General features: G+C 33.5%; 21 protein-coding genes. 16 read left to right on the top strand and 5 right to left on the bottom strand.

Going from position 1 to position 26,329, the window contains the following annotated elements; all coding sequences use genetic code 11:
- Positions 1-80 precede the first annotated feature (80 nt).
- The 13 genes from EJA19_RS05105 to EJA19_RS05045 all read left to right on the top strand — a co-directional run bounded on the left by EJA19_RS05105 (position 81) and on the right by EJA19_RS05045 (position 16,722).
- Positions 81-1,538, top strand: coding sequence for an NAD(P)/FAD-dependent oxidoreductase (locus tag EJA19_RS05105; protein WP_125467277.1), 1,458 nt, complete (start codon positions 81-83; stop codon positions 1,536-1,538).
- Between the two features lie 319 nt (positions 1,539-1,857).
- A complete protein-coding gene (locus tag EJA19_RS05100) occupies positions 1,858-3,165 on the top strand; it encodes a TolC family protein (protein ID WP_125467276.1) in 1,308 nt (435 codons plus the stop codon).
- Between the two features lie 79 nt (positions 3,166-3,244).
- Complete coding sequence (locus tag EJA19_RS05095; RefSeq protein WP_125467275.1) at positions 3,245-4,321, top strand: efflux RND transporter periplasmic adaptor subunit; 1,077 nt, start codon at positions 3,245-3,247, stop codon at positions 4,319-4,321.
- A gap of 241 nt (positions 4,322-4,562) precedes the next feature.
- Positions 4,563-7,757 (top strand): efflux RND transporter permease subunit, encoded by a 3,195-nt coding sequence (locus tag EJA19_RS05090; protein ID WP_125467274.1) that lies wholly within the window; start codon positions 4,563-4,565, stop codon positions 7,755-7,757.
- 1 nt (position 7,758) lies between these two features.
- Positions 7,759-8,064 (top strand): hypothetical protein, encoded by a 306-nt coding sequence (locus EJA19_RS05085; protein ID WP_036122768.1) that lies wholly within the window; start codon positions 7,759-7,761, stop codon positions 8,062-8,064.
- Between the two features lie 16 nt (positions 8,065-8,080).
- Positions 8,081-8,275, top strand: a complete 195-nt coding sequence (locus tag EJA19_RS05080; RefSeq protein WP_036122771.1) for a YgaP family membrane protein — start codon at positions 8,081-8,083, stop codon at positions 8,273-8,275.
- Positions 8,276-8,328: 53 nt separating this feature from the next.
- Entirely contained in the window at positions 8,329-8,883 is a 555-nt protein-coding gene (locus EJA19_RS05075; protein ID WP_125467273.1) for a YeeE/YedE family protein, read from the top strand.
- A gap of 1 nt (position 8,884) precedes the next feature.
- Positions 8,885-9,298 (top strand): YeeE/YedE family protein, encoded by a 414-nt coding sequence (locus EJA19_RS05070; RefSeq protein ID WP_125467272.1) that lies wholly within the window; start codon positions 8,885-8,887, stop codon positions 9,296-9,298.
- A 74-nt stretch (positions 9,299-9,372) separates the two neighbouring features.
- Positions 9,373-9,711, top strand: a complete 339-nt coding sequence (locus EJA19_RS05065) for a DUF4870 domain-containing protein (RefSeq protein WP_125467271.1) — start codon at positions 9,373-9,375, stop codon at positions 9,709-9,711.
- A gap of 128 nt (positions 9,712-9,839) precedes the next feature.
- Positions 9,840-12,758 carry a sensor histidine kinase gene (locus tag EJA19_RS05060; RefSeq protein WP_240640217.1) on the top strand — a complete coding sequence of 973 codons (2,919 nt, stop codon included), beginning with the start codon at positions 9,840-9,842 and terminating at the stop codon, positions 12,756-12,758.
- Between the two features lie 4 nt (positions 12,759-12,762).
- Entirely contained in the window at positions 12,763-13,515 is a 753-nt protein-coding gene (locus EJA19_RS05055) for a LytR/AlgR family response regulator transcription factor (protein WP_125467270.1), read from the top strand.
- Positions 13,516-13,620: 105 nt separating this feature from the next.
- On the top strand, positions 13,621-16,155 hold the full coding sequence (locus EJA19_RS05050) for a T9SS type A sorting domain-containing protein (RefSeq protein ID WP_125467269.1): 2,535 nt from the start codon (positions 13,621-13,623) through the stop codon (positions 16,153-16,155).
- A 9-nt stretch (positions 16,156-16,164) separates the two neighbouring features.
- On the top strand, positions 16,165-16,722 hold the full coding sequence (locus tag EJA19_RS05045; RefSeq protein WP_125467268.1) for a hypothetical protein: 558 nt from the start codon (positions 16,165-16,167) through the stop codon (positions 16,720-16,722).
- A gap of 157 nt (positions 16,723-16,879) precedes the next feature.
- Here the strand turns inward: EJA19_RS05045 and dnaN are convergent, their stop codons facing one another.
- The 4 genes from dnaN to EJA19_RS05025 form a co-directional block, all read right to left on the bottom strand.
- Positions 16,880-17,998 (bottom strand): DNA polymerase III subunit beta, encoded by a 1,119-nt coding sequence (dnaN, locus tag EJA19_RS05040; protein ID WP_125467267.1) that lies wholly within the window; start codon positions 17,996-17,998, stop codon positions 16,880-16,882.
- Positions 17,999-18,088: 90 nt separating this feature from the next.
- Positions 18,089-20,470 (bottom strand): gliding motility-associated ABC transporter substrate-binding protein GldG, encoded by a 2,382-nt coding sequence (gldG, locus tag EJA19_RS05035; protein ID WP_125467266.1) that lies wholly within the window; start codon positions 20,468-20,470, stop codon positions 18,089-18,091.
- A 6-nt stretch (positions 20,471-20,476) separates the two neighbouring features.
- On the bottom strand, positions 20,477-20,773 hold the full coding sequence (locus EJA19_RS05030; RefSeq protein WP_125467265.1) for a putative quinol monooxygenase: 297 nt from the start codon (positions 20,771-20,773) through the stop codon (positions 20,477-20,479).
- Positions 20,774-20,775: 2 nt separating this feature from the next.
- Entirely contained in the window at positions 20,776-21,612 is an 837-nt protein-coding gene (locus EJA19_RS05025; protein ID WP_125467264.1) for an SAM hydrolase/SAM-dependent halogenase family protein, read from the bottom strand.
- 110 nt (positions 21,613-21,722) lie between these two features.
- Between EJA19_RS05025 and EJA19_RS05020 the strand changes: the two genes are divergently transcribed.
- Positions 21,723-22,676, top strand: a complete 954-nt coding sequence (locus tag EJA19_RS05020; protein ID WP_125467263.1) for a PhoH family protein — start codon at positions 21,723-21,725, stop codon at positions 22,674-22,676.
- Complete coding sequence (locus EJA19_RS05015; RefSeq protein WP_125467262.1) at positions 22,676-23,623, top strand: phosphoribosylaminoimidazolesuccinocarboxamide synthase; 948 nt, start codon at positions 22,676-22,678, stop codon at positions 23,621-23,623. The genes EJA19_RS05020 and EJA19_RS05015 overlap by 1 nt, the downstream gene beginning before the upstream one ends.
- Positions 23,624-23,647: 24 nt before the next feature.
- Here EJA19_RS05015 and EJA19_RS05010 read toward each other — a convergent pair whose 3' ends face one another.
- Complete coding sequence (locus EJA19_RS05010; RefSeq protein WP_125467261.1) at positions 23,648-24,562, bottom strand: AraC family transcriptional regulator; 915 nt, start codon at positions 24,560-24,562, stop codon at positions 23,648-23,650.
- Between the two features lie 228 nt (positions 24,563-24,790).
- Between EJA19_RS05010 and EJA19_RS05005 the strand changes: the two genes are divergently transcribed.
- Entirely contained in the window at positions 24,791-26,287 is a 1,497-nt protein-coding gene (locus EJA19_RS05005; protein WP_125467260.1) for an aldehyde dehydrogenase family protein, read from the top strand.
- Positions 26,288-26,329: the final 42 nt, after the last annotated feature.

Here is a 26,329-nt window from a genome sequence, read left to right as displayed (position 1 = left end):
TAATAATTTAGTTTTCAAAATGATATCTATCATTTTATAATTTGTTTTTTTACCCTAATTTTAACTAAATACACAAAACCATGTCTAAAATTGTCATTTTAGGAGCAGGAATTTCAGGACACGTAGCTGCAGCGCATTTACGTAGAAAACTACCAAAAGATCATGAGGTTCTTGTGGTATCCCCAAATAGTAATTACCAATGGATTCCATCAAATATTTGGGTGGGAATTGGAAGAATGAAGTCAGATAAGATATTGTTTCCTCTAGCACCTTTGTACAAGAAAAAAGGAATTAATTACAAACAAGCAAAAGCCATTTCATTTTATCCAGAAGGCGATAAAACTGAAAAAAAACCTTTTGTTTTGGTACAATATGTGTCTTCAGGTAACAAAGGACAACAAGAAAAAGTCACATACGATTATTTAATAAATGCGACAGGCCCAAAATTAAACTTTGAAGCTACAGAAGGATTAATCCCCGGGAAAAACAAAGCATATTCAGTCTGTACATATACACATGCCGATCATGCTTGGGAAGGATTAAACGCTTTAATCCAAGAAATGAAAAAAGGTAAAAAAGCAAAAATTTTAATAGGGACTGGTCATGCAAAATCTACTTGTCAAGGTGCTGCTTTCGAGTATATTTTAAATGTAGAACAAGAATTACGTCGACATAATGTACGCAATATGGCAGAAGTCACATGGATTTCAAACGAGTACCAATTAGGTGATTTTGGTATGGATGGTATGCTTTTAAGTTACGGAAGTTTGACTATGAAATCTCATGAAATGATAGAAATGATTTTTGAAGACCGCGATATAAAATGGATTTTAGGAGCAGGTGTTAATAAAATAGAAGATGGCATTGCTTATTATGAAAACTTAGACGGCGAACACAAATCGGAAACATACGATTTTGCTATGTTAATACCGTCGTTTTCAGGACATGGCTTTAAAGCTTATGATAAAAATGAAAACGATATTACCGAAAAGCTCTTTAGAGGATTTATGGTTGTCGATGCAGATTACACACCAAAACCTTACAAAGAATGGTCTGTAAAGGATTGGCCAGAGACCTATCAAAACCCAACATACAAAAACATTTTTGCACCAGGTATTGCATTTGCTCCTCCACACAGTATTTCTAAACCTAGAAAAAGTAAAAATGGAACAGACATTACTCCAGCGCCTCCTCGTACAGGAATGCCTTCTGGTATAACAGCTAAGTTGGTAGCTGATAATATTATAGACTCTATAAAAAGTGGAAAACAATCTTTAACTCATAAAGGATCTATGGGAAATATGGGAGCTGCTTGTATTGCCTCAGCTGGTTTTGGAATGACAAAAGGAAGTGGTGTAAGTATTACAACATTTCCTATTGTGCCAGATTACGAAAAGTATCCTAAAACACAAGGTAGAAAATTAGGGAAAACCTTTGGCGAAATAGGTTTGGCAGGACATTGGCTTAAACTAGCCTTGCATTATGCATTTATTTATAAAGCTAAAATGAAGCCATTTTGGTGGTTAATTCCGGAGTAGGAGTTCATGCGTAAAAGAATAATTATAAAAAATAACAGATAGTAATGACTCAAAGAATATCAAAATATCAGAAGTTTAAAATGAAGAATCCTATCATTCAGTTTTTCAAGTTCATTTATTTAAGCATAAAAATAATGATAATAGTAGCTGGAGGACATGGGGGAACTAGAAACGTAAATTGATGTGGTTGTCAGTTTTTAATTTTAGGTTAGTTAGTAAAAGGCACTTATGAGTACTTTATAGGTGTCTTTTTACTTGTAACTTTTGTTACTGACTTGGATTGCTAGCAAACGTATCTTTGTATAACAAATAAAGAAAGATGAAAAAATACATTTATATACCATTATTACTTTTTGTTTTCACATTCTCTGTAAGAGCTCAAGATGTGGTGCCTGTAACGAAGGCAGAGGTATTATCAAAAGTATCAGATAATAATACGTCTATTAAAATTTCCAAGGAAGAATTTAATCGAGCAAAAGCCGATTACAGACAAACCAATGCGGTGTTTTTACCTAATATAACCGCTAGCCATACAGGGATTTCAACAACAAATCCGCTTATGGCATTTGGTTCTAAACTGAACCAGGAAATTTTAACCCAAGCCGATTTCAATCCAGCGTTACTGAACGATCCCGATCAAACACAAAACTTCGCTACAAAGCTAGAAATACAACAACCATTAATTAATGTGGATGGTATTTACCAACGTAAAGCAGCAAAATCCAAAATGGAAGCCATGTCTTTGCAAACGCAACGAACAGAAGATTTTTTAGCGTTTGAAGTCGATAAAGCCTACATGCAATTGCAATTAGCCTACAAAGCGGTTGATGTACTTGAAAAAGCTTTAGAAGCAGCCAATGAAAACAAAAAACTTGCCGATAATAGCCTTAAGCAAGGGTATTTACAACGTGCTGATGTATTGAATGTTGAAGTACGTGTAACCGAAGTGAAAAACCAATTACAACAAGCCAAAAGTAATGTGCAAAACGCCTCCAATTACTTATCATTTTTAATGAATGATGAGACGTATGTTGTTTACAAACCAAGTGACAGTTTGACCACGTTGGCACATACAATGGCGGTGAAATCGTTATCAGAAAATCGTAGCGATATTAAAGCGATGCAGATGGCAACCCAAGCCTATGAAACAATGAATAAAGCCGATAAAATGGCATTTCTACCACGCTTAAACGCTTTTGGAAGTTACGAGTTGTACGACGACCAAATATTTCAAGGTGGGGCCAACGGTTATGTCATTGGTGCACAATTAAGCTGGGATGTTTTTCAAGGATCTAAACGTTTTGGAAAAGCACAAAAAAGTAAAGCTGAATTTGAAAAATCGAAATTGGAATACAACCAATATGTATCAAAAAGTAAGTTAGAATTAAACAAAGCAAAACGCATGCTTATTGATGCCGAAAATAAGCTGAATCTCTCAAAATTAGCGTTAGACCAATCGGAAGAATCATTAAGAATTCGTACCAACCGATTTAAAGAAGGTTTAGAAAAAACGTCAGATTTATTGATGGCAGAAACGCAATACGCACAAAAAGAATTAGAATATTATCAAACCATTTTCGAATATAATTACGCTTTAGCGTACGTCAATTTTTTAACTAAAGAATAAAAGAGAAACAAGAATACAGAGCCAAGATAAATGACGATTATTCGTGAATTCGTGGCAAACAAAAATAAACTCAAGAAAAATGAAAAAACTATATACCATCTTATCACTTTCAACCGCAATATTAGTAGCAAGTTGTGGTAGCGAAGATAAAAAAACCGTTGCAGATAACTCTCCAGCTATTCCTGTACAAGTAGCACAAGTTAGCGGTGATAACAACAATCCGTTTTTAGCGGTTAGCGGAAAAATTCAAGCCGAAAACAGCGCCAATTTAAGTACAAGAATGATGGGCTACGTTAATAGCGTTCCTGTTAATGTTGGCGATAAAGTTAGTAAAGGACAATTATTGGTTGCTATTAACAATGCCGATTTGCAAGCGCAAAAGGCACAAGTTGATGCCAATATTACTAAAGCAACAGCAGCTTTTAATAATGCCAAAAAAGACTACGAGCGTTTTAAAGCCTTATTTGCACAAAATAGTGCGTCTCAAAAAGAGATGGATGATATGACGGCCAATTACGAAATGGCAAAAGCTGGTTTGGAAGCCGCTAAACAAATGAAAAATGAAATCAACGCCCAATTTGCGTATACCAACATTACAGCGCCATTTAGCGGAGTTATTACGAGCAAAACAGTAAAAAAAGGCGATATGGCCAATCCAGGGCAGCCATTGATTTCCATTGAAGCGCCAGGCTATTTTGAAGTAATTGCTATGGTGCCAGAAACCGAGATAGCAGATATAAAAAAAGATACAAAAGTTGATGTTAATGTAAAATCCATTAACCAAACCATCTCAGGAACAGTAACCGAAGTAAGTACCTCGGCAGCACAAACAGGCGGACAATATTTGGTGAAGATAACATTGGATAAAACCGATGCCAACATCTTATCGGGAATGTTCACTACAGTGCAATTTCCTGTAGAAAGAAAGGCGGAAACGGCTATGGTTTTAATACCAAAAGAAGCCATTATCACCAACGGTCAATTAAGTGGTGTGTATACGGTAAGCCAAAGTAATACAGCGATTTTACGCTGGTTGCGTTTAGGTAGAACATTTGGTAATGAAGTGGAAGTATTATCTGGTTTAAATGCTAATGAAAACTACATTGTTTCTGCTGATGGAAAGTTATTTAACGGCGTGAAAATTAGTGTGCAGTAAGCAGTACTGCATTAGAAATTAATAACAAATTTAATTAACAGTTAAAAGTCGCGTTAGGGATAGAAGCGGCATCCTTTTATTTGAATAATAAAATAAAGGTTATTACGAGGAGAACAACGACGAAGTAATCTCTGAGAACTAAGAGATTGCCACAGCAAACAAACTGTTTGCTTCGCAATGACAAAGCAAATAAAAGATATAGCGAATAGCCCGTAAAACGCCCAAAAAATAAAAAGAAAAAATGAAAGAAGGTTTAGCAGGAAAAATTGCCAAAGTCTTTATGACATCGAAGCTTACAGTGCTTTTAATGATTGTATTTATGGTCATTGGTGTGTACAGCTCGTTTTTAATTCCTCGTGAAGAAGAGCCACAAATTGATGTGCCAATGGCAGACATTTTTGTAGGGTATCCCGGCGCGAGTCCAACCGAAGTTGAAAGTAGAGTTATCAAGCCTTTAGAGCAATTAATCTCAAATATAAAAGGTGTGGAATATGTGTATTCTACGTCGATGAAAGAACAAGGTATGGTTATCGTTCAGTTTTATGTGGGCGAAGATATCGAGCGTTCTTTTGTGAAATTATACAACGAAATCAATAAGCATATGGACCAAATGCCGGAAGGTGTAACGTTTCCATTAGTAAAAACACGTGCTATCGATGATGTCCCCATGTTAGGGTTAACGTTGTGGAGCGAGCATTACGACGATTTCCAATTGGGGCAAATGGCTCAAGAATTGGAAGCCGAAATTAAAAAAGTGAATGACGTAGCCATTACGCATAAAATAGGCGGAAGAGAGCGTCAAATACGTGTTGTTTTAGATAAAGATAAACTAGCTAGTGCCGGATTGGACTTTTTATCGGTTTCTGAAATGATTAAAGCCAATAACGCTCAATTAAATTCTGGAACGTTTGATAAAAATGATACCGAATTTGTGGTAAACACCGGTAAGTTTTTGGAGTCGGTAACCGATGTTGAAAATTTAGTCGTTGGCGTGCAGCAAAATCAACCGATTTACTTAAAGCAAGTTTCAAAAATTGTTGACGGCCCAGAAGTACCACAAAATTACGTTAGTCTTGGTTTTGGACAAGCAAGCGCAAAAGCAAGCGATTACAAATCGGAATATCCTGCTGTGACTATTTCGGTCGCTAAACGTAAAGGCGCAGACGCGATGAAAATTGCCGACGTCATCATCGATAAAGTAGACCATTTGCGTAAAACCTTAATTCCGGATGATGTTCACGTAGAAATTACCAGAAACTATGGTGAAACCGCATCACATAAAGTATCAGAATTATTATTACACCTTATTGGTTCTATCATTGCCGTAACGTTTGTCGTGATGTTGGCCATGGGTTGGCGTGGTGGATTGGTCGTGTTTTTATCGGTGCCAATCACCTTCGCATTAACGCTACTAAGCTATTATATGCTGGATTACACGCTTAACCGAATTACCTTATTCGCATTAGTATTTGTAACTGGTATTGTGGTAGACGATTCTATTATCATTGCCGAAAATATGCATAGGCATTTTAAAATGAAACGCTTGCCATTTAAACAAGCAGCTCTTTATGCGATAAATGAAGTTGGTAACCCAACCATTCTAGCAACATTCACTGTAATTGCTTCGGTATTGCCTATGGCGTTTGTGTCTGGATTAATGGGACCATATATGGCGCCAATGCCAATTGGAGCATCTATTGCGATGATTTTGTCGTTGTTCGTAGCCTTAACCATTACACCGTATTTAGGTTATATTTTCTTACGTGAAAAAGACAAGAAAGGTGTAGCTGAAAAACCTAAAAAACCATTAGAAGACACTAAAATTTACAAGTTTTATGAGAAACTAGAACGTCCGTTAATTGAAAGCCGTTCAAAACGTTGGTTGTTTTTAGGATTAACCTTTGTGTTGTTGATGGGAACCATGGTGATGTTCTTTACCAATTCGGTCGTTGTAAAAATGTTACCGTTTGATAACAAAAACGAATTTCAGGTAGTTATCGATATGCCAGAAGGCACCACTTTAGAGCGTACTGCAGTTGTGGCTCAAGAAATTTCGCAATACTTATCAACGCGACCAGAAGTGGTTAACTATCAGAATTATATCGGGACTTCTGCGCCAATTACCTTTAACGGATTGGTTCGTCATTACGATTTACGCGGCGGAAGTAATATGGCAGATATTCAAGTGAATTTAGTTGACAAGGGTGAAAGAAGCGCTCAAAGTCACGATATTGCTAAGTTATTACGTCCTGAAATTCAAAGAATAGCTTCAAAATATAATGCGAATGTAAAAGTTGTTGAAGTACCGCCAGGACCACCAGTGTTATCAACCTTAGTGGCTGAGATTTATGGTCCTGATTATGATAAGCAAATGGAAATTGCTAACGAAGTTCAGAATATTTTGAATAATACAGAAGATGTTGTTGATGTGGATTGGATGGTAGAAGCCGACCAAAAAGAGTTTCAATTTACGATTGACAAAGAAAAAGCCATGCTTTACGGTGTAGCACCACAACAAATTGCTTATACCATGAATATGGCCTTATCAAACAGACCGTTAACCGTTTTGTATGATGAAGATGCAGTAAATCAAATAGGATTAGTGTTAGCGTTGGATGAACAAGAAAAGTCAACCATTCAAGATATTTCACAATTAAAAGTAAAATCGCAACAAGGTAACTTAGTTCCGATTGTAGATTTAGTAGATATTACCGAAACAACAAGTGCGAAAAGCATTTATCGTAAAAACCAAAAACGCGTGGTGTATGTATTAGCCGATATGGCTGGTGAATTGGAAAGTCCGGCGTATGCCATTTTAGGCATGGAAGAAAAGTTAAAAGCAATACCATTACCACAAGGCTATGAAATCAATGAAATGTATTTAGGCCAACCCGAATACGAAGACGATTACACCGTAAAATGGGATGGCGAGTGGCAAATTACTCTGGAAGTCTTTAGAGATTTAGGAATAGCCTTTTTAGGCGCTATCATACTTATTTACATCTTAATTGTAGGCTGGTTCCAAAACTTTAAAGCACCAATCGTAATGATGGTTGCTATTCCGTTGTCGTTGATTGGTATTATTTTAGGTCACTGGTTAATGGGGGCGTTTTTCACAGCAACATCGTTTATTGGTATGATTGCATTAGCAGGAATCATGGTGCGTAATTCGGTATTACTTATTGACTTTATCAATCTGAGATTAGAAGAAGGCGTGCCATTAAAACAAGCCGCCATAGAAGCTGGTGCCGTACGTACTACGCCTATTTTATTAACTGCAGGAACAGTTGTAATTGGTGCGTTTGTTATTTTATTCGACCCCATTTTTCAAGGCTTGGCCATTTCGTTAATGGGCGGAACTATTGTATCTACCGTATTAACCTTATTAGTTGTGCCTTTAGTGTATTATATGATAGAACGTAAAAACCATAAGTAAAATGAAATTAGTAATTATAACACTGGTTGATGAATATAAAGAGTCTGTTTATAAGTTATTTAAACAGTCTAATATTAACGATTTTAACGAGTCTGACATTGCTGGGTTTAAGCTAGGAGGATCTTCCAATTTAGGAAGCAACTGGTTTGCTGGACAGAAGTTTGGTACAGATTCAGAATTGTTTTTCTTTTTTGCAGAACAGCAAAACATCGATTTACTTTTTAAAAACCTTAAAGCGTTTAACGCAACAATAGAAGAAGAAAATGCTATTAGAGCTGTTGTTGTTCCTGTTGAGCAATTTATTTAAACTAAAATAATTAATTATGATGAATAGATATATTAGAGTAATAGCCGGAACATTTGTTATTATAAGTGTTTTATTAGGAATGTATGTCAATGAAAATTGGCTGTGGTTTACCTTGTTTGTTGGTGCCAATCTTTTACAATCAGGTATTACAAAATGGTGCTTAATGGAAGATATCCTTCAGAAATTAGGCGTTAAGAAGGACTGTAATTAAACTTCAATTTTCCATAATCTATTTTTAGCTGTATTTTTGCTTAAAAATAGATTATGGAAATTATTTATGAGCCTTGGCCTTGGTATATATCGGGCTTTTTAATTGCCGTTACAATGCTTTTATTACTATTGTTAGGCAAAAAATTTGGCATGTCGTCTAACCTAAGAACTATGTGTGCCATGAGTGGCGGTAATAAGTTTAGCCATTTTTTCACATATAATTGGCGCAACGATTTGTGGAACTTAATTGTTGTTTTTGGCGCTGTTATAGGGGGCTTTTTAGCATCACATTATTTGTCTCTTGAAAATGATATGCCTCAAATAAGTACGCACACCTTAGAAGCTTTAAATACTCTTGGAATAGCTTCAGAAAATCACTATTTACCCGTAGAATTATTCGCTTTTGAAACTTTAAATGTAAAAACTTTAGCCATACTTATTGTAGGAGGCTTTTTAGTGGGCTTTGGAGCTCGTTATGCCGGTGGTTGTACCTCGGGTCATGCTATTTCTGGCTTAAGTAATTTACAATTCCCTTCTTTAATTGCTGTAGTTGGCTTTTTTATAGGTGGCCTAATTATGGTGCATTTAATTTTCCCTTTAATTTTTTAAGATGAAACAGATTGTATATTTATTAGTAGGTGTGGTGTTTGGTATTATCATGTATAAGTCTGAAGCGGCTTCATGGTTTCGTATTTACGAGATGTTTCGGTTCGAATCTTTTCATATGTATGGTATAATAGGAACAGCTTTAGTATTTGGGGTGCTTTTTGTTTTTATTATTAAACGCTTCCGTATTAAATCGTTTAGTGGTCAAAGCATTTATATTCAACCAAAAGAAAAATCATTTACACGTTATATAGTAGGTGGTATTTTATTTGGATTAGGATGGGCGTTAGTAGGAGCGTGTCCTGGCCCTATTTTTGTGCTTTTAGGCGCTGGCTTTTTACCCGTTATAATTGTTCTTGCTTCCGCAGTTTTGGGAACATTTGTTTACGGTTTGTTATGTGATAAACTTCCCCACTAATTTTTAGGTTTAAAGCTGTAACATTTTTGATTTTTGCACGTCAAATAAGTACATCAATCAAAAACATAGCCATCATGAGAGAAGATAGACAACTTTTAACAATTACACATTTAACACAATTATTAACTTGTGTAACGGGGTTTGGTGGGTTGTTAGTGCCACTAATTTTATGGTTAACCCAAAAAGAAACGGTTTATACTATGGACGAACATGGTAAGCGTATAGTAAACTTCCAGTTAAGTTTAATTATCTATTCATTAATCTGTATTCCTCTTATTTTGTTATTAGGAGTAGGCATTTTAGGGTTAATAGTTATTGGACTTATATCTATAGTTTTTCCTATTATTAATGCTATTAAAACAAATAATGGCGAAATACCAAAATATCCTTTATCTCTTAATTTTATTAGTTAGTTATTATCGAGGTAAATAAAACGCCCATAGCAATATGGGCGTTTTTTTATTTAGAAAAAAAAAGACTGCTTACAGAAAAAACAAAGCTTGATTAGTTAATTAAATATTAAGTTTGCTAATTATAAGCTATGCAATTAATAATTAGATATATACTTTTATTTAGTTTGTTGGGTTTTGGAAATGCTATTGATGCTCAAAATCCTGTGGTGCAGCATATGTCTAAAATATCTAATTTACCAGATGTAGAATTTTATGATATTTTAGAGGATAATGACCACTACATCTGGCTTGCAGCTGATAAAGGCTTATACAGATATAACGGTAAAATTTATCAAAAATTTACAAATTCAAAGCAAAGGGTTAACTCATTATTTCAATTAAAATTAGATGAAAAAGGAAGACTTTGGTGTATTAATCTTTATGGGCAACTTTTTTATATTGAAAACGATAAACTAACCCTTTTTTACGATGCAAATGAGCTAGTAAAAGGACAATTATCACCTTTTGAAATTACAAGTAGATCAATACGATTGTTTACTGTAGATGGTATTTATGATATCAATTTTAAAGATAAAAAGGCAAATAGGCTTTTTAATGGTATGTCTGTTAGTGAGAGTTCTTTTAAGGGGGTATCTTATGTAATCAAGATAGATTCTCATGAGAAACCTTCAAAAGAGAAGCAAAACTGGTATCAAATTAAAGATAATCATATAAAATTACTAATAGAGCTGACTTCAACATACAGAATGCAGTCCCCAAAGGTTTATGCCTTTAAAAACTCTGCGCTATTAAATTTCAAAGAACAAGGTAAGAATCAACTTTATTTATACAGAGCTCAAGCAGATAAAGTCCTTAAACTTAAAACACCAAAAAACCTTGAAGATGTAACTATTTATAATATTATATTGTTAAATAATCACTATTGGTTTTTGACAACTTCTGGGGTATTTATATTTCAACTAGAGAAAAATAAGTTAAATTTTAAAGAGCAATTGTTTAGTAGCGAATCTGTTACTGAAGTATTAGTAGATTTTAATAAAAATTATTGGTTTACTACATTGGATAACGGTGTTTTTGTGTCTTCTAACTTAAATATTAGACATCTTAATTTAGAGAATACAAAAGACAAAATTACAGCTGCATGTGCATTAAATAAAAATCAATTTTTACTTGGAACAAATAGTGGTAAGTTGCTGTTTTATAGTAATAATCAAGTTTTTAAAACCCTGAAATTACCTGGTTCTAAGATTATTGGTAATTTATTTTTCGATGCCTCATATAACCAAGTTATTGTTAGTATTAATGCATCAGAATCTTACAGTATCGATTTGAAAACATTTACTGTAAAAGACGAAGAAAATAAGTATTCTGTTGCAAAAACATTCTCAAAGATTAATAATGAAAATCTCTTTTATGGTAGTTATAAAGAAGCTATAATTTATAACCAACCGTACACTTCAGATTCAACACAAATTATTAGAGAAAGTAGAGTAAAAACCTCTGAAGTTTTAAATAATAAACTTTTTGTTTCTTTTATAGATGGTTTGTATCAATTTGATGTGAACAGTTTCTATTCAAAGGAAATTAAACTTGAAAATGAAAGTATTTTAGTTAATTCAATTACAAAAATTAATAATGAAATCTGGTTAGCAACACAGCATAATGGTTTGTATTGTTTTAAGGATAACCAATTGATTTCAAAACAAAATATATTACCAAAGCAAATTCAGATAAATACACTAAAATCTGATGGTGAATTTCTATGGATTTCAACAGATGAAGGTTTTTACAGATTTCAACCAAAAACTAATGCATTAAGAAGCTTAAATACCCAAGATGGCTTAACATTATCGGTAGATAAATTTATTATTCTTGAAGATTATTTGGTGGCTATTTTTCCTAATTCGTTTTACTTAATGCCAAAAAACGACATGCTTTTTAAAGCGTTTAAAACCTCTAAGGTTTGGATAGAGTCTGTTAAAATTAATAACAAAGATACCCTAGTTAATACCAACTATAATTTACCATATAACTTTAATAATTTAAGGTTTGATTTTAACTCTAACGGATTTCAATCTAATAAACATGTTAGTTACAAATACCGTATAAAACCTATTGACACAACATGGCGAGAAGTGCCTTTAAATGCCCATTTTGTAGTGTTTAACAGTCTGTCTAACGGTAAATATACATTTGAGTTGCAAGGGCAAAATATTAGCAGTAAAGACATACAATTTGCAAATCCTATTACTTTTACCATTAATAAGCCATTTTGGGAAACATACTGGTTTTATGCCCTTGTTTTGATAATTATTGTTGGTTTGTTTTGGTTGTATTTTAGAAAGCGATTAAAACAAAAAGAAACACAACGAATTGCAGAAATTGATAAGATTTTAATCGATAAGAAAATTACTAATCTTCGATTGGAAAACTTGCGTTCTCAAATGAATCCGCATTTCATCTTTAATGCGTTAAATTCCATTCAAGATTATATCATTTCAAATGAAAAAGAATTGGCAAGCTCTTATTTAGTGAAATTTAGCCGATTAATTAGAATGTATTTGGACTACAGTCAGCAAAACGAAATTACTTTAGAAGAAGAATTAAAAGCTTTAAAACTTTATTTAGAATTAGAAAAGGTTCGTTTTGAGGATGAATTAGAATATGAAATAGTGATAGATGGTTTGTTAAAAACCAATAAAATAAAAGTACCGTCATTATTCATTCAGCCGTATGTTGAAAATGCCTTAAAACACGGATTGTTACATAAATTGACAGACAGAAAGTTGACCGTTGAAGCAAAAATTATTGAGCAAAATAAATTGCAAATTATTATTGAAGATAACGGCATTGGTAGGGCGAAATCCGAAAAATTAAAACGACCAAACCAACAACACAAACCTTTTGCTACCAAAGCAAATGAAGAACGTGTGCATCTATACAAAAACAAGTTAAAACGCGATATAACCATTGCTATTGAAGATTTGCAGGATAAAAATCAAATACCTTCAGGTACAAAAGTGGTTATAACCATGCCAATACAATAAGAAAATGAAAGCGATAATTATAGACGACGAAAAACGTGCCAGACATTTACTCTCTAACTTAATTGCTGAGCATTGCGCGAGTATAACTAGTATTGGTGAAGCGCAAGATTTGGCGTCTGGTGTAGATTTGATTAAAGCGTCAAAACCAGATGTTGTGTTTTTAGATATTGAAATGCCCAATCAATCAGGATTAGATATTTTAGAATATTTCCCAAATCAAATTAATTTTAAAATCATTTTTGTAACGGCGTATAATCAATATGCCATAGAAGCATTTAAGCTTTCTGCAGTAGATTATCTGTTAAAACCAGTTGATGTTACAGAGCTTAAAGAAGCCGTTTTAAAAGCCGAAGAGGCTATAAAAGCTAACAATTTAAACGATCAGTTAAACAAGTTGCGTGACTCGTTAAAGCAACTCTCAATGGATAAAATTGCTTTAGAAATCCCAAAAGGGATCCTGTTTGCTTCGCATAGCGATATTGTATATTTTGAAGCCGATGGCATGTACACCAACGTACAACTTATAGATGGTAAACAAAAAATCATTTGCAAACCGTTGAAGCATTTTGTGGAGCAATTAGAGAGCAATGCCATGTTTTTTAAATGTCATCGTTCGTATTTAATCAACTTAAAATATGTAGACGAATTGGTGAAAGACGATGGTGATTATTTACTAATGAGCAATCAAAAACGCATTCCAATTTCAAAATCTAAACGCGATCAGTTTTTAGAGGTTGTTAAGGAAACGTTTATGTGATTTTCATTCAGAAAGAAATTAGAGCTATTCAGAAAAATCTCACTTACCTTATTACTTTTTACATGTTGCTTTGTAGTTGATTAATTATAAAAATTCTCAACTACAATGAAAAAAACATTACTCTTATTTACAACCTACCTATGTTTGGGAGTGTCTGCATTTTTTGCTCAAAATGTAAACATTCCTGATGCAAATTTTAAGACTTATTTACTAGGAAATACATCAATTAATACGAATAGCGATAGTGAAATTTCTGTTGCTGAAGCTCAAGCTTTCTCAGGTGAATTATTGGTAAATGGGTTATCCATTTCAGATTTAACAGGTATTGAAGCTTTTGTAAATATTACACGTTTAGATTGTTATAGTAATAATTTAACGGCTTTAGATGTAAGTAATAACCTCGCATTAACGCGTTTGCATTGCGCAGCTAATCAAATCGAAACTTTAGATATTAGTGCAAACACATTAATTACAGACATTCAATGCCATAATAATGGTGTGTTATATGAATTAAACTTAGCGAACGGAAATAACAGCAACTTTGTCTGGATGAAAGCCTATGGCAATAGTTTATCGTGTATTCAAATAGATGCAGGGTTTACACCGCCTACAGATGCTGGTGCCTATAACCCAGGTTGGACTAAAGGTGGTACTGCATTTTACAGTGAAGATTGTGCTGCATTAAATCAAATTGTAACTATTCCAGATGCTAATTTTAAAAGCTTTTTGGTAAATGATAGTAGTATAAACGTAAATGGAGATTCTGAAATTACTATGGCTGAAGCACAAGCTACTACCGAGTTAATTATGAACGGTATTGGTATTGCAGACTTAACAGGTATTGAAGCTTTTACCAATTTAACGCGTTTAGATGTTCCTAATAACAGCTTAACAACTATCGATGTGAGCAACAACTTATCCTTAACACGTTTGCATGTTGCTGCTAATAATTTAACAAGTTTAGATATTCGTTTAAATACAAGTATTAACGAAATTTTCTGTTACAATAATAGTCAGTTAGAGACTTTGTTAATTTCTAACGGAAATAATAGCAATTTCAATTACATGAAAGCGTACAGTAACCCAAGCTTATACTGTATTGAGGTTGATAACGGGTTTTCGCCACCAGCTAATAGTGGTCAGTATGTGCAAGGGTGGACTAAAGATGGTCAAGCAAGTTATAGTGTTAATTGTATTCCTATGGTATATTATGTAGATGCTTCAGCAACAGGAGCAAACGATGGAAGCTCTTGGAGTAATGCTTATAACAATATCACAGATGCTTTGTCTGCAACAAGTCTTAATGATGACATTTGGGTAGCAAAAGGAACCTATACATTAACAAACGTGAATACGCCAATCTCTGTAACTACTAATGAAATTAACATTGTTGGAGGTTTTTCAGGAACCGAAACAACTTTAGCAGATAGAGATTTAGCTTTAATACATACGACTAATGCAACCATTTTTACAGGAGATATAAATGGAGATGATATTGATGGTGATTTCACTTCTAATAAAACTGATAATGCAGAAAGGTTATTTAGCGTAATAGCAAATGATGTTACTTTTGATGGTATCGTATTTGAAAATATTTATGATACATCAACTTCTGGCGGTGTTGAAGAAAATGGTGTGATTTTTATACCAAATAGCTCAGATATTATCAACTTAAAAGTTAAAAACTCCCTATTTAGAAACAACTATTCTAATGGGTATTTACTTAAAATGAGAAAGTTAAGTGGTGGGTTGCTTCTTGAAAACACAAAGTTTATAGGTAATACTTCGGTTAACTTGGGATTAGTTTATGTACAATCAGATAATACCAACGGTTATATTTTTACGCGTTGGGCAAATATTTTAGTTGCAGATAATGATATTAACATTGCAGCTTTAAATATTTATAGATCAGATTGGGCTAATGGTAATACTTTAGATGTTGTAGTTACTAATAGCACGTTTATTAATAACGATTACAACAGTACGTATGGTAATTCTATTATGGTGTCAGGAAATGGAAGTGCCAATCTAAATGTAAACAATTCTATTTTTTGGAATAACACCACTAATGGCGTAGCTTCTACTAGAGATATTTCAAATGGAGCTGAAACTAATTATGATGTTGTTATAAATAATGCCATTGCTGCCGTACCTAATAATGCTGGTACTTACGGCACATTTTCTGCAACCAATGTTACGACTTTAGATCCTGCAACAGATAATCTAAATTTAGATAGCAACTACAAACCAACAGCAAGTTCTTCTTATATCATAGATCAAGGAGATAATTCTTACTACGATGTAGCTTTATTTGGCGATTTAGATTTATCGGGTAACACAAGGTTTTTTAACACTACGATAGATTTAGGCGCTTATGAATACAATTCTACACTAGGAGTTGATAATGTTTCTTTAGCTATAAATTCAGTAAAATTATATCCTAATCCAGCAACGGATATTGTACACATTAATACCAATGAAACTATTAAAAACGTAACAGTTTTTAATATCAATGGTCAAAAAGTATTAGAAGTTCCTAATCAATCTCAAATTAACGTGTCTAACTTACCAACAGGAATGTACTTTTTAAGTATAAAAACAAATCAATCTAATAAAAACATAAAAATCTTAAAACAGTAAATTTTAAAAATGAAAAAATTAAACAAACTTGTAATCCTATTTTGTCTGGCTTTAACAGTATTTAATTGCTCTTCAGACGATGATAACAATAATCAAGAACCACAAAGCACTAATGTAATTACATTAAATAACGAAACATATGTTGTTAATACAGTTATTGTAGAACCTTCAGTAGGAGGTAATACTTTTATAAGTTTAATCAATAAGTCTGAAGCAGAAGTTTTTGATGCAATTGATAACGGTACACAACTTAATAATATTAATGTATTTAATATGCGTATTAATCAAAGTTCATTAGGAGAACAAACGTATAGTTTTTCAGATATATCAAATTTTGAATTTTCAGTAAACGCTCAAATCATTAACGGAGAATTAGAAAACGGAGATATATTACTTGATAGAAATAATATAGATGCCAATTTAAATGCTTCGACAGGAAGTTTTACATTAGATTTATATGCTGTTGATGAAATTGAGCTTAGTTTTCAGTTTACTAGAAATGATGGTAAAATCATTAATGGAAGTTATAAAGGGAGTTACATTAGTATGGATAATACAGATGGTTAAACGAAGTTGCTATTAATTAAACATTAGGGGAAATTGTTTAAACGCTCACTTTTTTAGTGAGCGTTTTTCATGTTAAGTAATTGAGAAGTTAAAAATAATGCACAAAAAAACCGTAACTTAATGTTACGGTTTTAATATATAATATTGATGTGTTATTTTAGCTATTAAGCATAACAGGCATAACAAGCATGGTTACTTTTTCGCCTTCATCTAAACCATCTACAGGAGTTAAAATACCTGCTCTATTAGGTAAACTCATTTCAAGTTGTACGTCATCGCTAGTTAAGTTGTTTAACATTTCGGTAAGAAAACGCGAATTAAAACCAATTTGCATATCGTCACCTTGATAATCACAAGTTAAACGCTCTTCTGCTTTATTACTGTAATCAATGTCTTCAGCTGAAATGTTTAATTCGGCACCAGCAATTTTTAAACGTATTTGGTGAGTGGTTTTATTTGAGAAAATGCTAACACGTTTAACAGAGTTTAAAAACTGTGTTCTGTCAATACTTAGTTTATTAGGATTTTCTTTAGGAATAACCGCTTCGTAATTAGGATATTTACCATCAATTAAGCGGCAAACTAAAACCGTGTTATCAAAAGTAAATTTCGCATTACTTTCATTATATTCAATAGTTACATTTTCTTCGCTACCAGCTAACACATTTTTAAGTAGTGTTAATGGTTTCTTAGGCATAATAAATTCGGCTACTTGGTCTGCCGAAAGGTCTTCTCTTGTATATTTTACAAGTTTATGAGCATCGGTGGCTACAAACGTTAAATTGTCTTGTGAAAACTGGAAGAATACACCACTCATTACGGGGCGTAAATCGTCATTACCAGCGGCAAAAATAGTTTTGCTAATAGCGGTTGCTAATACGTCGCCTTCTAAAGTAGTTGTATTTGGATCCTCTAAAGTAACAGCTTTTGGAAATTCGTTACCATCGGCATAAGCTAAGCCATATTTACCATGGTTTGAACTAATTTCTATAGCATTATTATCACCAACAACAAAGGTTAATGGTTGCTCTGGGAATGTCTTTAAAGTATCTAGAAGCAATCTTGCTGGTACAGCAACACTACCACTATCGTTACTTTCTACACCTAGCTTTGTAGACATGGTTGTTTCTAAATCGCTAGCAGAGATGGTAAGTGCACTATTATCTAGTTCAAATAAAAAATTATCTAATATAGGTAAGGTGTTTGAGTTATTAATAACTCCACCAAGAATTTGTAACTGTTTAAGCAAGTAAGTACTTGATACAATAAATTTCATGAATTCCTAAGCGTTTTTATGTTGTAAACATTTCTATTTACAAATATATTTCTTTGAAACTAATATAAGAAACAAACTTATTAACATTTGTTAGCTGTATTTTCGCTTCCTAACCGTATTAAATAGAACACCAAATAACCCTAGTAAAATTAAGGGAAGGCCTATGTTTACAACTTGCCACAAGGTTTTGTTAGAGGCGACTTTTTCTTGATCTAAAAATGCCACAGATATTTCCTTAGAACGAATGTTTATAAGTCCGCTATCGTCTAAGAGGTAATTTACGGCATTTAGTAAAAACTCTTTATTACCATATAGCTGGCCAGTACTTCTGTTGAAGCCTAGCTCTAATGGCCCATTTTTACCAATATCATTTTTAATAACATCGCCATCGGCAATAACAATCATTTTGGTTGGCGTGCTTTTATCTTTTGTATTTTCTATTGCAAAAGGTTTAATTCTGTTGGAATATGCCGAAGGAAATTCGCCTTCTAGCAATACAGCTAAATTTTGATTTGGGTTCTTGTACTGCTTAGGGTCTGGCTCTTGAGTAGTCATGTCTAAACCAATTTCTCGAGGAACGCCATCTACTTTACTTAAAACAGAACTTTGTAACAAAATAGTTTTGGAAACATTGTTTTTAATCGTATCAATTTGATTTGCAAAATCAAACTTTACTAAGTTTAAATTATTTACAATAGGGTGCTTACCTTGCGGATTTACTAAAGGCGAATAAAACCAAGGAAATGATTGAAACCTAGCGTTACTCCCTTCACCAACAGCTAAAGTTATTGGAGCAGAGTAGAGGTCGTTTATTAAAACAGGGTTAACCCTAGCGCCATATTTAAAAAAGAAATCGGTAAGGTTTACATCTCTTGGAATAGCAATGGCCTTTCCTGTATTGTTTTGTAAACTATCTTGATCCATAGCTACGGCATCAAGCAACCAAAGGCTTTTACCGCCGTTCATGGTGTATTGGTCTAAAACAAACTTTTCATTTTCTGTAAAGGCTTCGGTGGGTTTTGCCGATATTACCAAGTCGTATGCTTTTAAATCGTTTAATGTTTTTGTAGGATTTGTGTCAACACTATCTAAAGTAAAGGGTGCGATGTAGTAATAATCGCGGATGGTTTTTACAAAATCAAAAATATACTTGTTGTCCAGTTGCTTATTTCCTTTTAAAATAGCCACTTTTTTACTTTTTTGGTTGATAAGTTTACTAAAACCATCGGCAAAAGCATATTCAAGATGTTGTATAGAATGACTTACAAGTTCTTCTTGAGAAGCCCCTAGTTTATTTTTTAATAACGGGATTTTAACCGTCGTGCCATTATAGCTAGCTAAAGCCCATGGGAAAATAACCTCGTAACTACTTTTACCACTTTCTTCAACCGATAACTGCATAGGTGTTAAACCTCGTTGTGTTAGTTGCTGAATGTTTTGTTGCCTATTAGCATCGTCTTCAATAGGGTTGATAAATGTAAATTTTATCTGTTTGTTTTTTGCCACGAACTCTTCTAATAATTGTTGCGTTTCTGCTTTAAGGCGTCTAAATTCTGAAGGGAATTCATCACTTTCTAAAAACACATCAATAATAATAGGGGTTTGGGCTTGTTCTATAATCGTTTTTGTGGCATTACTTAGGGTGTAACGTTTATCGTGGGTTAAATCAAAACGTTGATAAACTTGTTGACCAACTACGTTTAATCCTAGAACAACAATCAACCCTATAATAATGTAGCGTAAGTTTAATGACTTGTTTTTTCTATTATTAAGCTTGCTTTCTGTCGCCATAATAAACAACAGAACTATTGAAATAAAATAAATAATATCTCTAGTATCAATAACACCGCGTCCAATACTTTTAAAATGATAGCTAATGCCTAATTGTTCAATAAAATTACTGGAAGTAATATCGGCAATACCTTCAAAACCAATGTAAAATAAGAAGCATAAAAAAACTGCTGAAATAAAAGCCACAATTTGATTGTTGGTAATGGCCGAAGAAAAAACACCAATACTCGTGTAGGCAGCAACTAAAAATAGCAGCCCAAAGTATGAGCCTAGAATACTTCCTAAATCTAAATTACCTACTGGATTTCCTAACAGATAAACTGTATAAACATATAAAAGTGTAGGTAATAAGGCTATTATAATTAACAAAAAACTACCAAAAAATTTTCCTAAAACTATTTGTAATAAACTAACAGGCTTTGTTAGTAGAAGCTCTAAAGTGCCTTGTTTGTTTTCTTCCGAAAAGCTTCGCATGGTAACAGCAGGAACAAGAAAAATTAAAATCCATGGTGCTAATAAAAAGAATGGCGATAGGCTAGCAAACCCGCTATTTAAAATATTAAACTCTCCTTTAAATAGCCATAAAAACAACCCATTTAATAAAAGGAAAATAGCAATAACAAGATAGGCAATTGGCGAGGCAAAAAACGCGTTAATTTCTTTTTTTAATATGGCAATCATAAAGGATTATTTTAAACTATGTAATTTGTTGACACTCCATGCTTCTGGCTTAGTGTTAAACAGAGGTTTGGTTTTTGCCCAAACACTTTTAAATAAACTGGACTGTCTATAACGTTCTAAATCATCTTCGTGATTCCAGTAACTGTAAGTGAAAAATATATTGGGATTATTTTTATCGCGATATAATTCTAAAAACTCACAACCATCAAAACTCCTTATGTGTTCTTTGTTTGCTTCAAAATTAGCAAGAAACTCATTAATTTTTTCTGGTTGAAATCCCATTTTTACAATACGTACAAACATGTTTATTCTTTTAAAAAGTTAACCGTTACGGTATCCATTAAACCTAATCCCATTAAAGTAGAGGCGCTTCCAGAAGTTTCGCTATTACTTTTGTAAACAGCAATTTCTAAATAGTTAGAAGCGTTAAAAACAACAAGACCTCGACCTTCATCTTGCCTTTTTTCTGGCGGAATATCAAAGTTAACAATATCGCTATACTTTGTGAATATTTTTTTAAACTTGTGGTGTCTGGCAAAAATTTCATAAGAGCGCCCTTTTTGAGTGCTTTCAAAAAACGACTTTTTAATATTGGTGACCACATTTCCATAATTGTCAATATAAATAACACTTCCTATAATTTGTGTTTTTTCATCATTAACAAAAGGGTGTAAGTTTTTAATAGGTTTTATTGTATTTATAGCTTTTCCTATAACTTCTAAAGTACCGCCCCGTGCAATATGGCAAGCCACTTTTACAAAAACATCTAACACAGGAAAACTACTTTGTATTTTATCGTGAATATTAATTTCTACAATCTTTTCTGGCGCAATTTCTGTACAAATCATACTCATAATACCATTGTTAGCACAAATAAAATAATGGTCGTCTAGTTTAAGTGCAATATGCTTATTTTCTTGGTTTAACTCAGAATCAATACCAATTATATGAATAGTTCCTTTAGGAAAGCTGCTAAAGGCATTTTGTATAATATAAGCTGCTTCTGCAATGTTAAAAGGCGATATAGAATGTGAGATATCAACAATTCTTACGTCAGGTAGCTCATTATAGATAGCGCCTTTAATAGCACCCGCAAAGTGGTCTTTCTCACCAAAATCGGTTGTTAATGTAATGATTGCCATAAGTGGATTGTTGATATTTTTTTAACCTAACACAACGTAAAAATGCGTAGTTTTGTTGTAAGGCAAATCTAATAAACTAAACTGAAAAAATTAATTAAATCGCTTAGCTTTTGAACGAAATCATTATCGAACTTGAAGAGGTATCTCCAAAAGAATTCTTTGGAGCGCATAATACCAACATCGAACTTTTAAAACAATATTTTCCAAAATTAAAAATTGTAGCCAGAGGCAATAAAATAAAAGCTTATGGCGACGAAGATTTACTAGAGGAGTTTGATAGGCGATTTAATATGCTCATGGAGCATTATATGAAGTACAACAAGCTAGACGAAAATATTATCGAGCGTGTACTCACTAGTCAAAGCAAAGACGATTACGAAACCAGCAAACAAAGTGGCGAAGTAATAGTTCACGGTGTAAATGGACGATTAATTAAAGCGCAAACCGTTAATCAACGCAAATTAGTAGAGAGTGTTCGTAAAAACGATATGGTATTTGCTATAGGGCCAGCTGGAACAGGGAAAACCTATACAGGCGTTGCTTTAGCTGTACAAGCTTTAAAAAATAAAGAAGTTAAGCGAATTATTTTAACACGTCCAGCTGTAGAAGCAGGCGAAAACTTAGGGTTTTTACCAGGCGATTTAAAAGAAAAATTAGATCCATATATGCAACCGCTTTACGATGCACTTCGTGATATGATTCCTGCTGAAAAACTGACTCACTATATAGAAAACGGAACCATTCAAATTGCGCCTTTAGCTTTTATGCGTGGTCGTACCTTGGATAATGCCTTTGTTATTTTAGATGAAGGCCAAAACACGACACATAACCAAATGAAAATGTTTTTAACCCGTATGGGGAAAAACGCCAAATTTATGTTAACAGGCGATCCTGGACAGGTCGATTTACCACGTCGTACTATTTCTGGGTTAAAAGAAGCGCTTTTGGTTCTAAAAGATGTTAAAGGAGTAGGAATTATTTTCTTAGATGATAAAGATGTGATTCGCCATAAATTAGTGAAAAAGATTATTGAAGCTTATAAAAGTATTGAGAATAGAGAATAATGAGTAATACAATTACAAAAACCAACTTTAACTTTCCAGGGCAAAAAAGTGTTTACAAAGGAAAAGTGCGTGAAGTTTATAATATTAATGATGAGCAATTAGTTATGATTGCCACAGATAGATTAAGTGCTTTCGATGTTGTCATGCCAAAAGGAATTCCTTATAAAGGACAAATCCTTAATCAAATTGCTACAAAAATGATGAAAGCCACAGAAAACATTGTTCCTAATTGGTTAACAGCAACACCAGACCCTAATGTGGCAGTTGGGCATTTATGTACACCATTTAAAGTAGAGATGGTTATTCGTGGCTACATGTCTGGTCATGCTGCAAGAGAATATAAAGCCGGAAAACGGTTACTTTGTGGAGTGCCAATGCCAGAAGGTATGAAAGAGAACGATAAGTTTCCGCAACCTATTATTACGCCAGCAACTAAGGCAGAAATGGGCGATCATGATGAAGATATTTCACGTGAAGATATTTTAAAACGCGGTATTGTTTCAGAAGAAGATTATAACGTTTTAGAAGACTATACAAAAAAATTATTTCAACGAGGTACCGAAATTGCTGCCGAACGAGGATTAATTTTAGTGGACACCAAATACGAGTTTGGAAAAACTAAAGATGGAAAAATAGTCTTGATAGATGAAATTCACACACCAGATTCGTCACGTTACTTTTACGCCGATGGCTATCAAGAACGTCAAGATAAAGGAGAAGCACAAAAACAGCTTTCAAAAGAATTTGTACGCCAGTGGTTAATTTCTAACGGATTTCAAGGTTTAGAAGGACAAGTTTTACCAGAAATGAGCGATGACTATATAGAAAGCGTAAGCGAACGTTACATTGAGTTATACGAAAACATAACTGGAGAAACCTTTGTTAAAGCAGATGTGTCCAACATACATAAACGCATAGAAGAAAACGTTTTAAACTATTTGAAATAATAATTAACATATTACTGTTAATTATTAGTCAATTGAATTTTTAAACTGCTGAGGTGTCATTAATTCCATTTTTTTAAACTGCCTATTAAAGTAACTGGTGTTGTTAAAACCAGACTTAAAAGCAATTTCAGACATGCGCAAGTCTTTTGCTTCCTTAATAAGTTTTTTAGAAAACCTAATCTTTTCAGAGTTAATATAGTCTATAGGAGACACGCCTAGCGTATTTTTGAATTTCTTGTGAAAGTGAGACGTGCTCATACATGCTTTCTCAGCAAGTAAATCAACTGTAATGTCTTTGTTGGTTAAATTTTGCTTAATGTATTTAATAACCATACCTATACGTGTATCGCTAAAAACTCCATCGGTATCGTTAAGTAAAAAGACTTTGGCTTTGGTTTGTAAAAGCCTTACAATAAGCTCTTGAATCATTAAATCCAATAAAACATCTTTTGACGAAGTAGTATTAGTAAAAGTATGTACCAAACGCTCAACTAAATGGTTAACATCTGTATTGTTAATAAGATGCGACGCGTTATCATCTAATTTCCAATTGTTGTTTTCGTTTTCAATAGTTACATGATGATTAAACTTTTCAACCACTTCATCAATTTTATCGCTATCTATTCCAAGCGCGAGACATTGCGTTGGGTCATTAGCTTTTGCCAAAGGAAAATCAATAATCATTTCTTTATTAGTTGGCATCACAACAGATTCTCCTGGAAAAAACTCAAACGATGGTAAACCGTCTATATGCATGACTTTTTTTCCTGTTAACATACTGGCTATAACTGGAAAATCGAACGTTAAAGAAACTTGTTCTGCATATTCGTGAGTTTCAAAAATATTAAGTTCGGCATAATCCGCATTATAAGTCGTGCGGTTTTCAACCAAAGTGGTTAATTTTCTGTGACTTCTATGATGTTTTAAAAGTTGACTCATATTCAATATTACAAAAAAAGGTGTTGTTTAAAACACACGTGATAGATATGTTCAACAATTTAATAAATATGTTCAAGATTATTAGGATTTGATAAAATAACTTTATAAAAATTATCAATAAGCTGGTTTTGTTGTGATAAAATTAGCGAAATGTTAAAATATTTAATATTTTAATTAAAAGTATTTAACATGTTGATACATAGAAAAATAATCATTAAATAAAACAGTATGAGTTATTCTAAACCAGAATTTAAAACATCCTATGATAATTTTATTAATGGGAAGTTTGTAGCTCCTAAAGGGGGCGAGTATTTTGAAAACAGATCACCTATAGACAATAGTCTAATAGCAAAATATCCAAGATCGCAAAAAGAAGATGTCGAACTAGCATTAGATGCAGCTAATGCTGCAAAAGAAAGTTGGGGGAATACTTCGGCTACCGAAAGAGCAGCCTTGTTAAACAAAGTGGCCGATATTATAGAAGCTAATTTAGAAGAGTTTGCTTTAGTAGAAACCTGTGATAATGGAAAACCTATAAGAGAAACTTTAAATGCCGATGTGCCATTATCTGTAGATCATTGGCGTTATTTTGCGTCTTGTATTCGTGCCGAAGAAGGTTCGGCAACCGAGCTAGATGCTAACACCCTTTCCATGAATATTAAAGAGCCATTGGGGGTTGTAGGGCAAATTATTCCATGGAACTTTCCATTATTAATGTTGTCTTGGAAATTGCCGCCAGCTTTAGCCACAGGTAATTGTGTGGTGTTAAAACCAGCCGAGCAAACACCATCATCAGCTACTTTATTAATGGAAAAAATTGCAGACGTATTTCCTCCTGGTGTTGTTAATGTGGTGCATGGTTTTGGTCCCGAAGCAGGTAAGCCTTTAGCATCAAGTTCTAAGGTAGATAAAGTGGCTTTTACCGGGGAAACCACAACCGGACAGTTAATTATGCAATATGCCTCTAAAAACTTAAACCCTGTTACGATGGAATTGGGTGGTAAATCACCAAATATATTCTTTAACAGTGTTATGGATGCCGATGATGCTTATTTAGATAAAGCTATTGAAGGTGCTGTGTTGTTTGCTTTTAATCAAGGTGAAGTGTGTACTTGCCCATCGCGTATTTTAGTGCAAGAGGATATTTACGATAAATTTATGGAGCGTGTTATAGCACGTACCAAAGCTATTGTACAAGATAGTCCTTATAGTGTAAATACTCAAGTTGGAGCACAAGCCTCTAATGATCAATATGAGAAAATTCAATCTTACATAAAAATAGGTAAAGACGAAGGCGCTAAAGTGCTTTGTGGTGGCGAAGCAAATAAAGAAGGTGATTTAGCAAACGGGTTCTATATAAAGCCAACCATCTTAGAAGGGCATAATAAAATGCGCGTTTTTCAAGAGGAAATCTTCGGGCCAGTTGTTTGTGTTACCAAGTTTAAAGATGAAGCTGAAGCCTTAGAAATTGCTAACGACACCCTATATGGTCTTGGAGCAGGAGTTTGGACACGTGATGCGCACCAATTATATCAAATACCAAGAGCTATTAAAGCAGGGCGTGTATGGGTAAATTGTTATCATGCTTACCCAGCTCATGCGCCATTTGGAGGGTATAAAAAATCTGGTTTTGGTAGAGAAAATCATCTTATGATGATGGATCACTACCGTCAGACTAAAAATATGCTTATTTCTTACGATAAGAATAAGTTAGGTTTCTTTTAATAGAGAACATGTTTGATTAGTAGCAAGGCTGAATAATTATGT

The sequence above is a fragment of the Mangrovimonas spongiae genome (assembly GCF_003944795.1).
Classification (GTDB): Bacteria; Bacteroidota; Bacteroidia; order Flavobacteriales; family Flavobacteriaceae; genus Mangrovimonas; species Mangrovimonas spongiae.
This window is presented reverse-complemented; position numbering and strand designations above follow the sequence as displayed.

Excerpts from the sequence above, each read along its gene's own strand:
- EJA19_RS05010 (WP_125467261.1), bottom strand. The coding sequence starts at position 24,562 with ATGAGTCAACTTTTAAAACATCATAGAAGTCACAGAAAATTAACCACT.
- EJA19_RS05050 (WP_125467269.1), top strand. The coding sequence starts at position 13,621 with ATGAAAAAAACATTACTCTTATTTACAACCTACCTATGTTTGGGAGTG.
- EJA19_RS05065 (WP_125467271.1), top strand. The coding sequence starts at position 9,373 with ATGAGAGAAGATAGACAACTTTTAACAATTACACATTTAACACAATTA.
- EJA19_RS05055 (WP_125467270.1), top strand. The coding sequence starts at position 12,763 with ATGAAAGCGATAATTATAGACGACGAAAAACGTGCCAGACATTTACTC.
- EJA19_RS05080 (WP_036122771.1), top strand. The coding sequence starts at position 8,081 with ATGATGAATAGATATATTAGAGTAATAGCCGGAACATTTGTTATTATA.
- EJA19_RS05070 (WP_125467272.1), top strand. The coding sequence starts at position 8,885 with ATGAAACAGATTGTATATTTATTAGTAGGTGTGGTGTTTGGTATTATC.
- dnaN (WP_125467267.1), bottom strand. The coding sequence starts at position 17,998 with ATGAAATTTATTGTATCAAGTACTTACTTGCTTAAACAGTTACAAATT.
- EJA19_RS05105 (WP_125467277.1), top strand. The coding sequence starts at position 81 with ATGTCTAAAATTGTCATTTTAGGAGCAGGAATTTCAGGACACGTAGCT.
- EJA19_RS05100 (WP_125467276.1), top strand. The coding sequence starts at position 1,858 with ATGAAAAAATACATTTATATACCATTATTACTTTTTGTTTTCACATTC.
- EJA19_RS05030 (WP_125467265.1), bottom strand. The coding sequence starts at position 20,773 with ATGTTTGTACGTATTGTAAAAATGGGATTTCAACCAGAAAAAATTAAT.
- EJA19_RS05005 (WP_125467260.1), top strand. The coding sequence starts at position 24,791 with ATGAGTTATTCTAAACCAGAATTTAAAACATCCTATGATAATTTTATT.
- EJA19_RS05060 (WP_240640217.1), top strand. The coding sequence starts at position 9,840 with ATGCAATTAATAATTAGATATATACTTTTATTTAGTTTGTTGGGTTTT.
- EJA19_RS05075 (WP_125467273.1), top strand. The coding sequence starts at position 8,329 with ATGGAAATTATTTATGAGCCTTGGCCTTGGTATATATCGGGCTTTTTA.
- EJA19_RS05090 (WP_125467274.1), top strand. The coding sequence starts at position 4,563 with ATGAAAGAAGGTTTAGCAGGAAAAATTGCCAAAGTCTTTATGACATCG.
- gldG (WP_125467266.1), bottom strand. The coding sequence starts at position 20,470 with ATGATTGCCATATTAAAAAAAGAAATTAACGCGTTTTTTGCCTCGCCA.
- EJA19_RS05025 (WP_125467264.1), bottom strand. The coding sequence starts at position 21,612 with ATGGCAATCATTACATTAACAACCGATTTTGGTGAGAAAGACCACTTT.
- EJA19_RS05095 (WP_125467275.1), top strand. The coding sequence starts at position 3,245 with ATGAAAAAACTATATACCATCTTATCACTTTCAACCGCAATATTAGTA.
- EJA19_RS05015 (WP_125467262.1), top strand. The coding sequence starts at position 22,676 with ATGAGTAATACAATTACAAAAACCAACTTTAACTTTCCAGGGCAAAAA.
- EJA19_RS05085 (WP_036122768.1), top strand. The coding sequence starts at position 7,759 with ATGAAATTAGTAATTATAACACTGGTTGATGAATATAAAGAGTCTGTT.
- EJA19_RS05045 (WP_125467268.1), top strand. The coding sequence starts at position 16,165 with ATGAAAAAATTAAACAAACTTGTAATCCTATTTTGTCTGGCTTTAACA.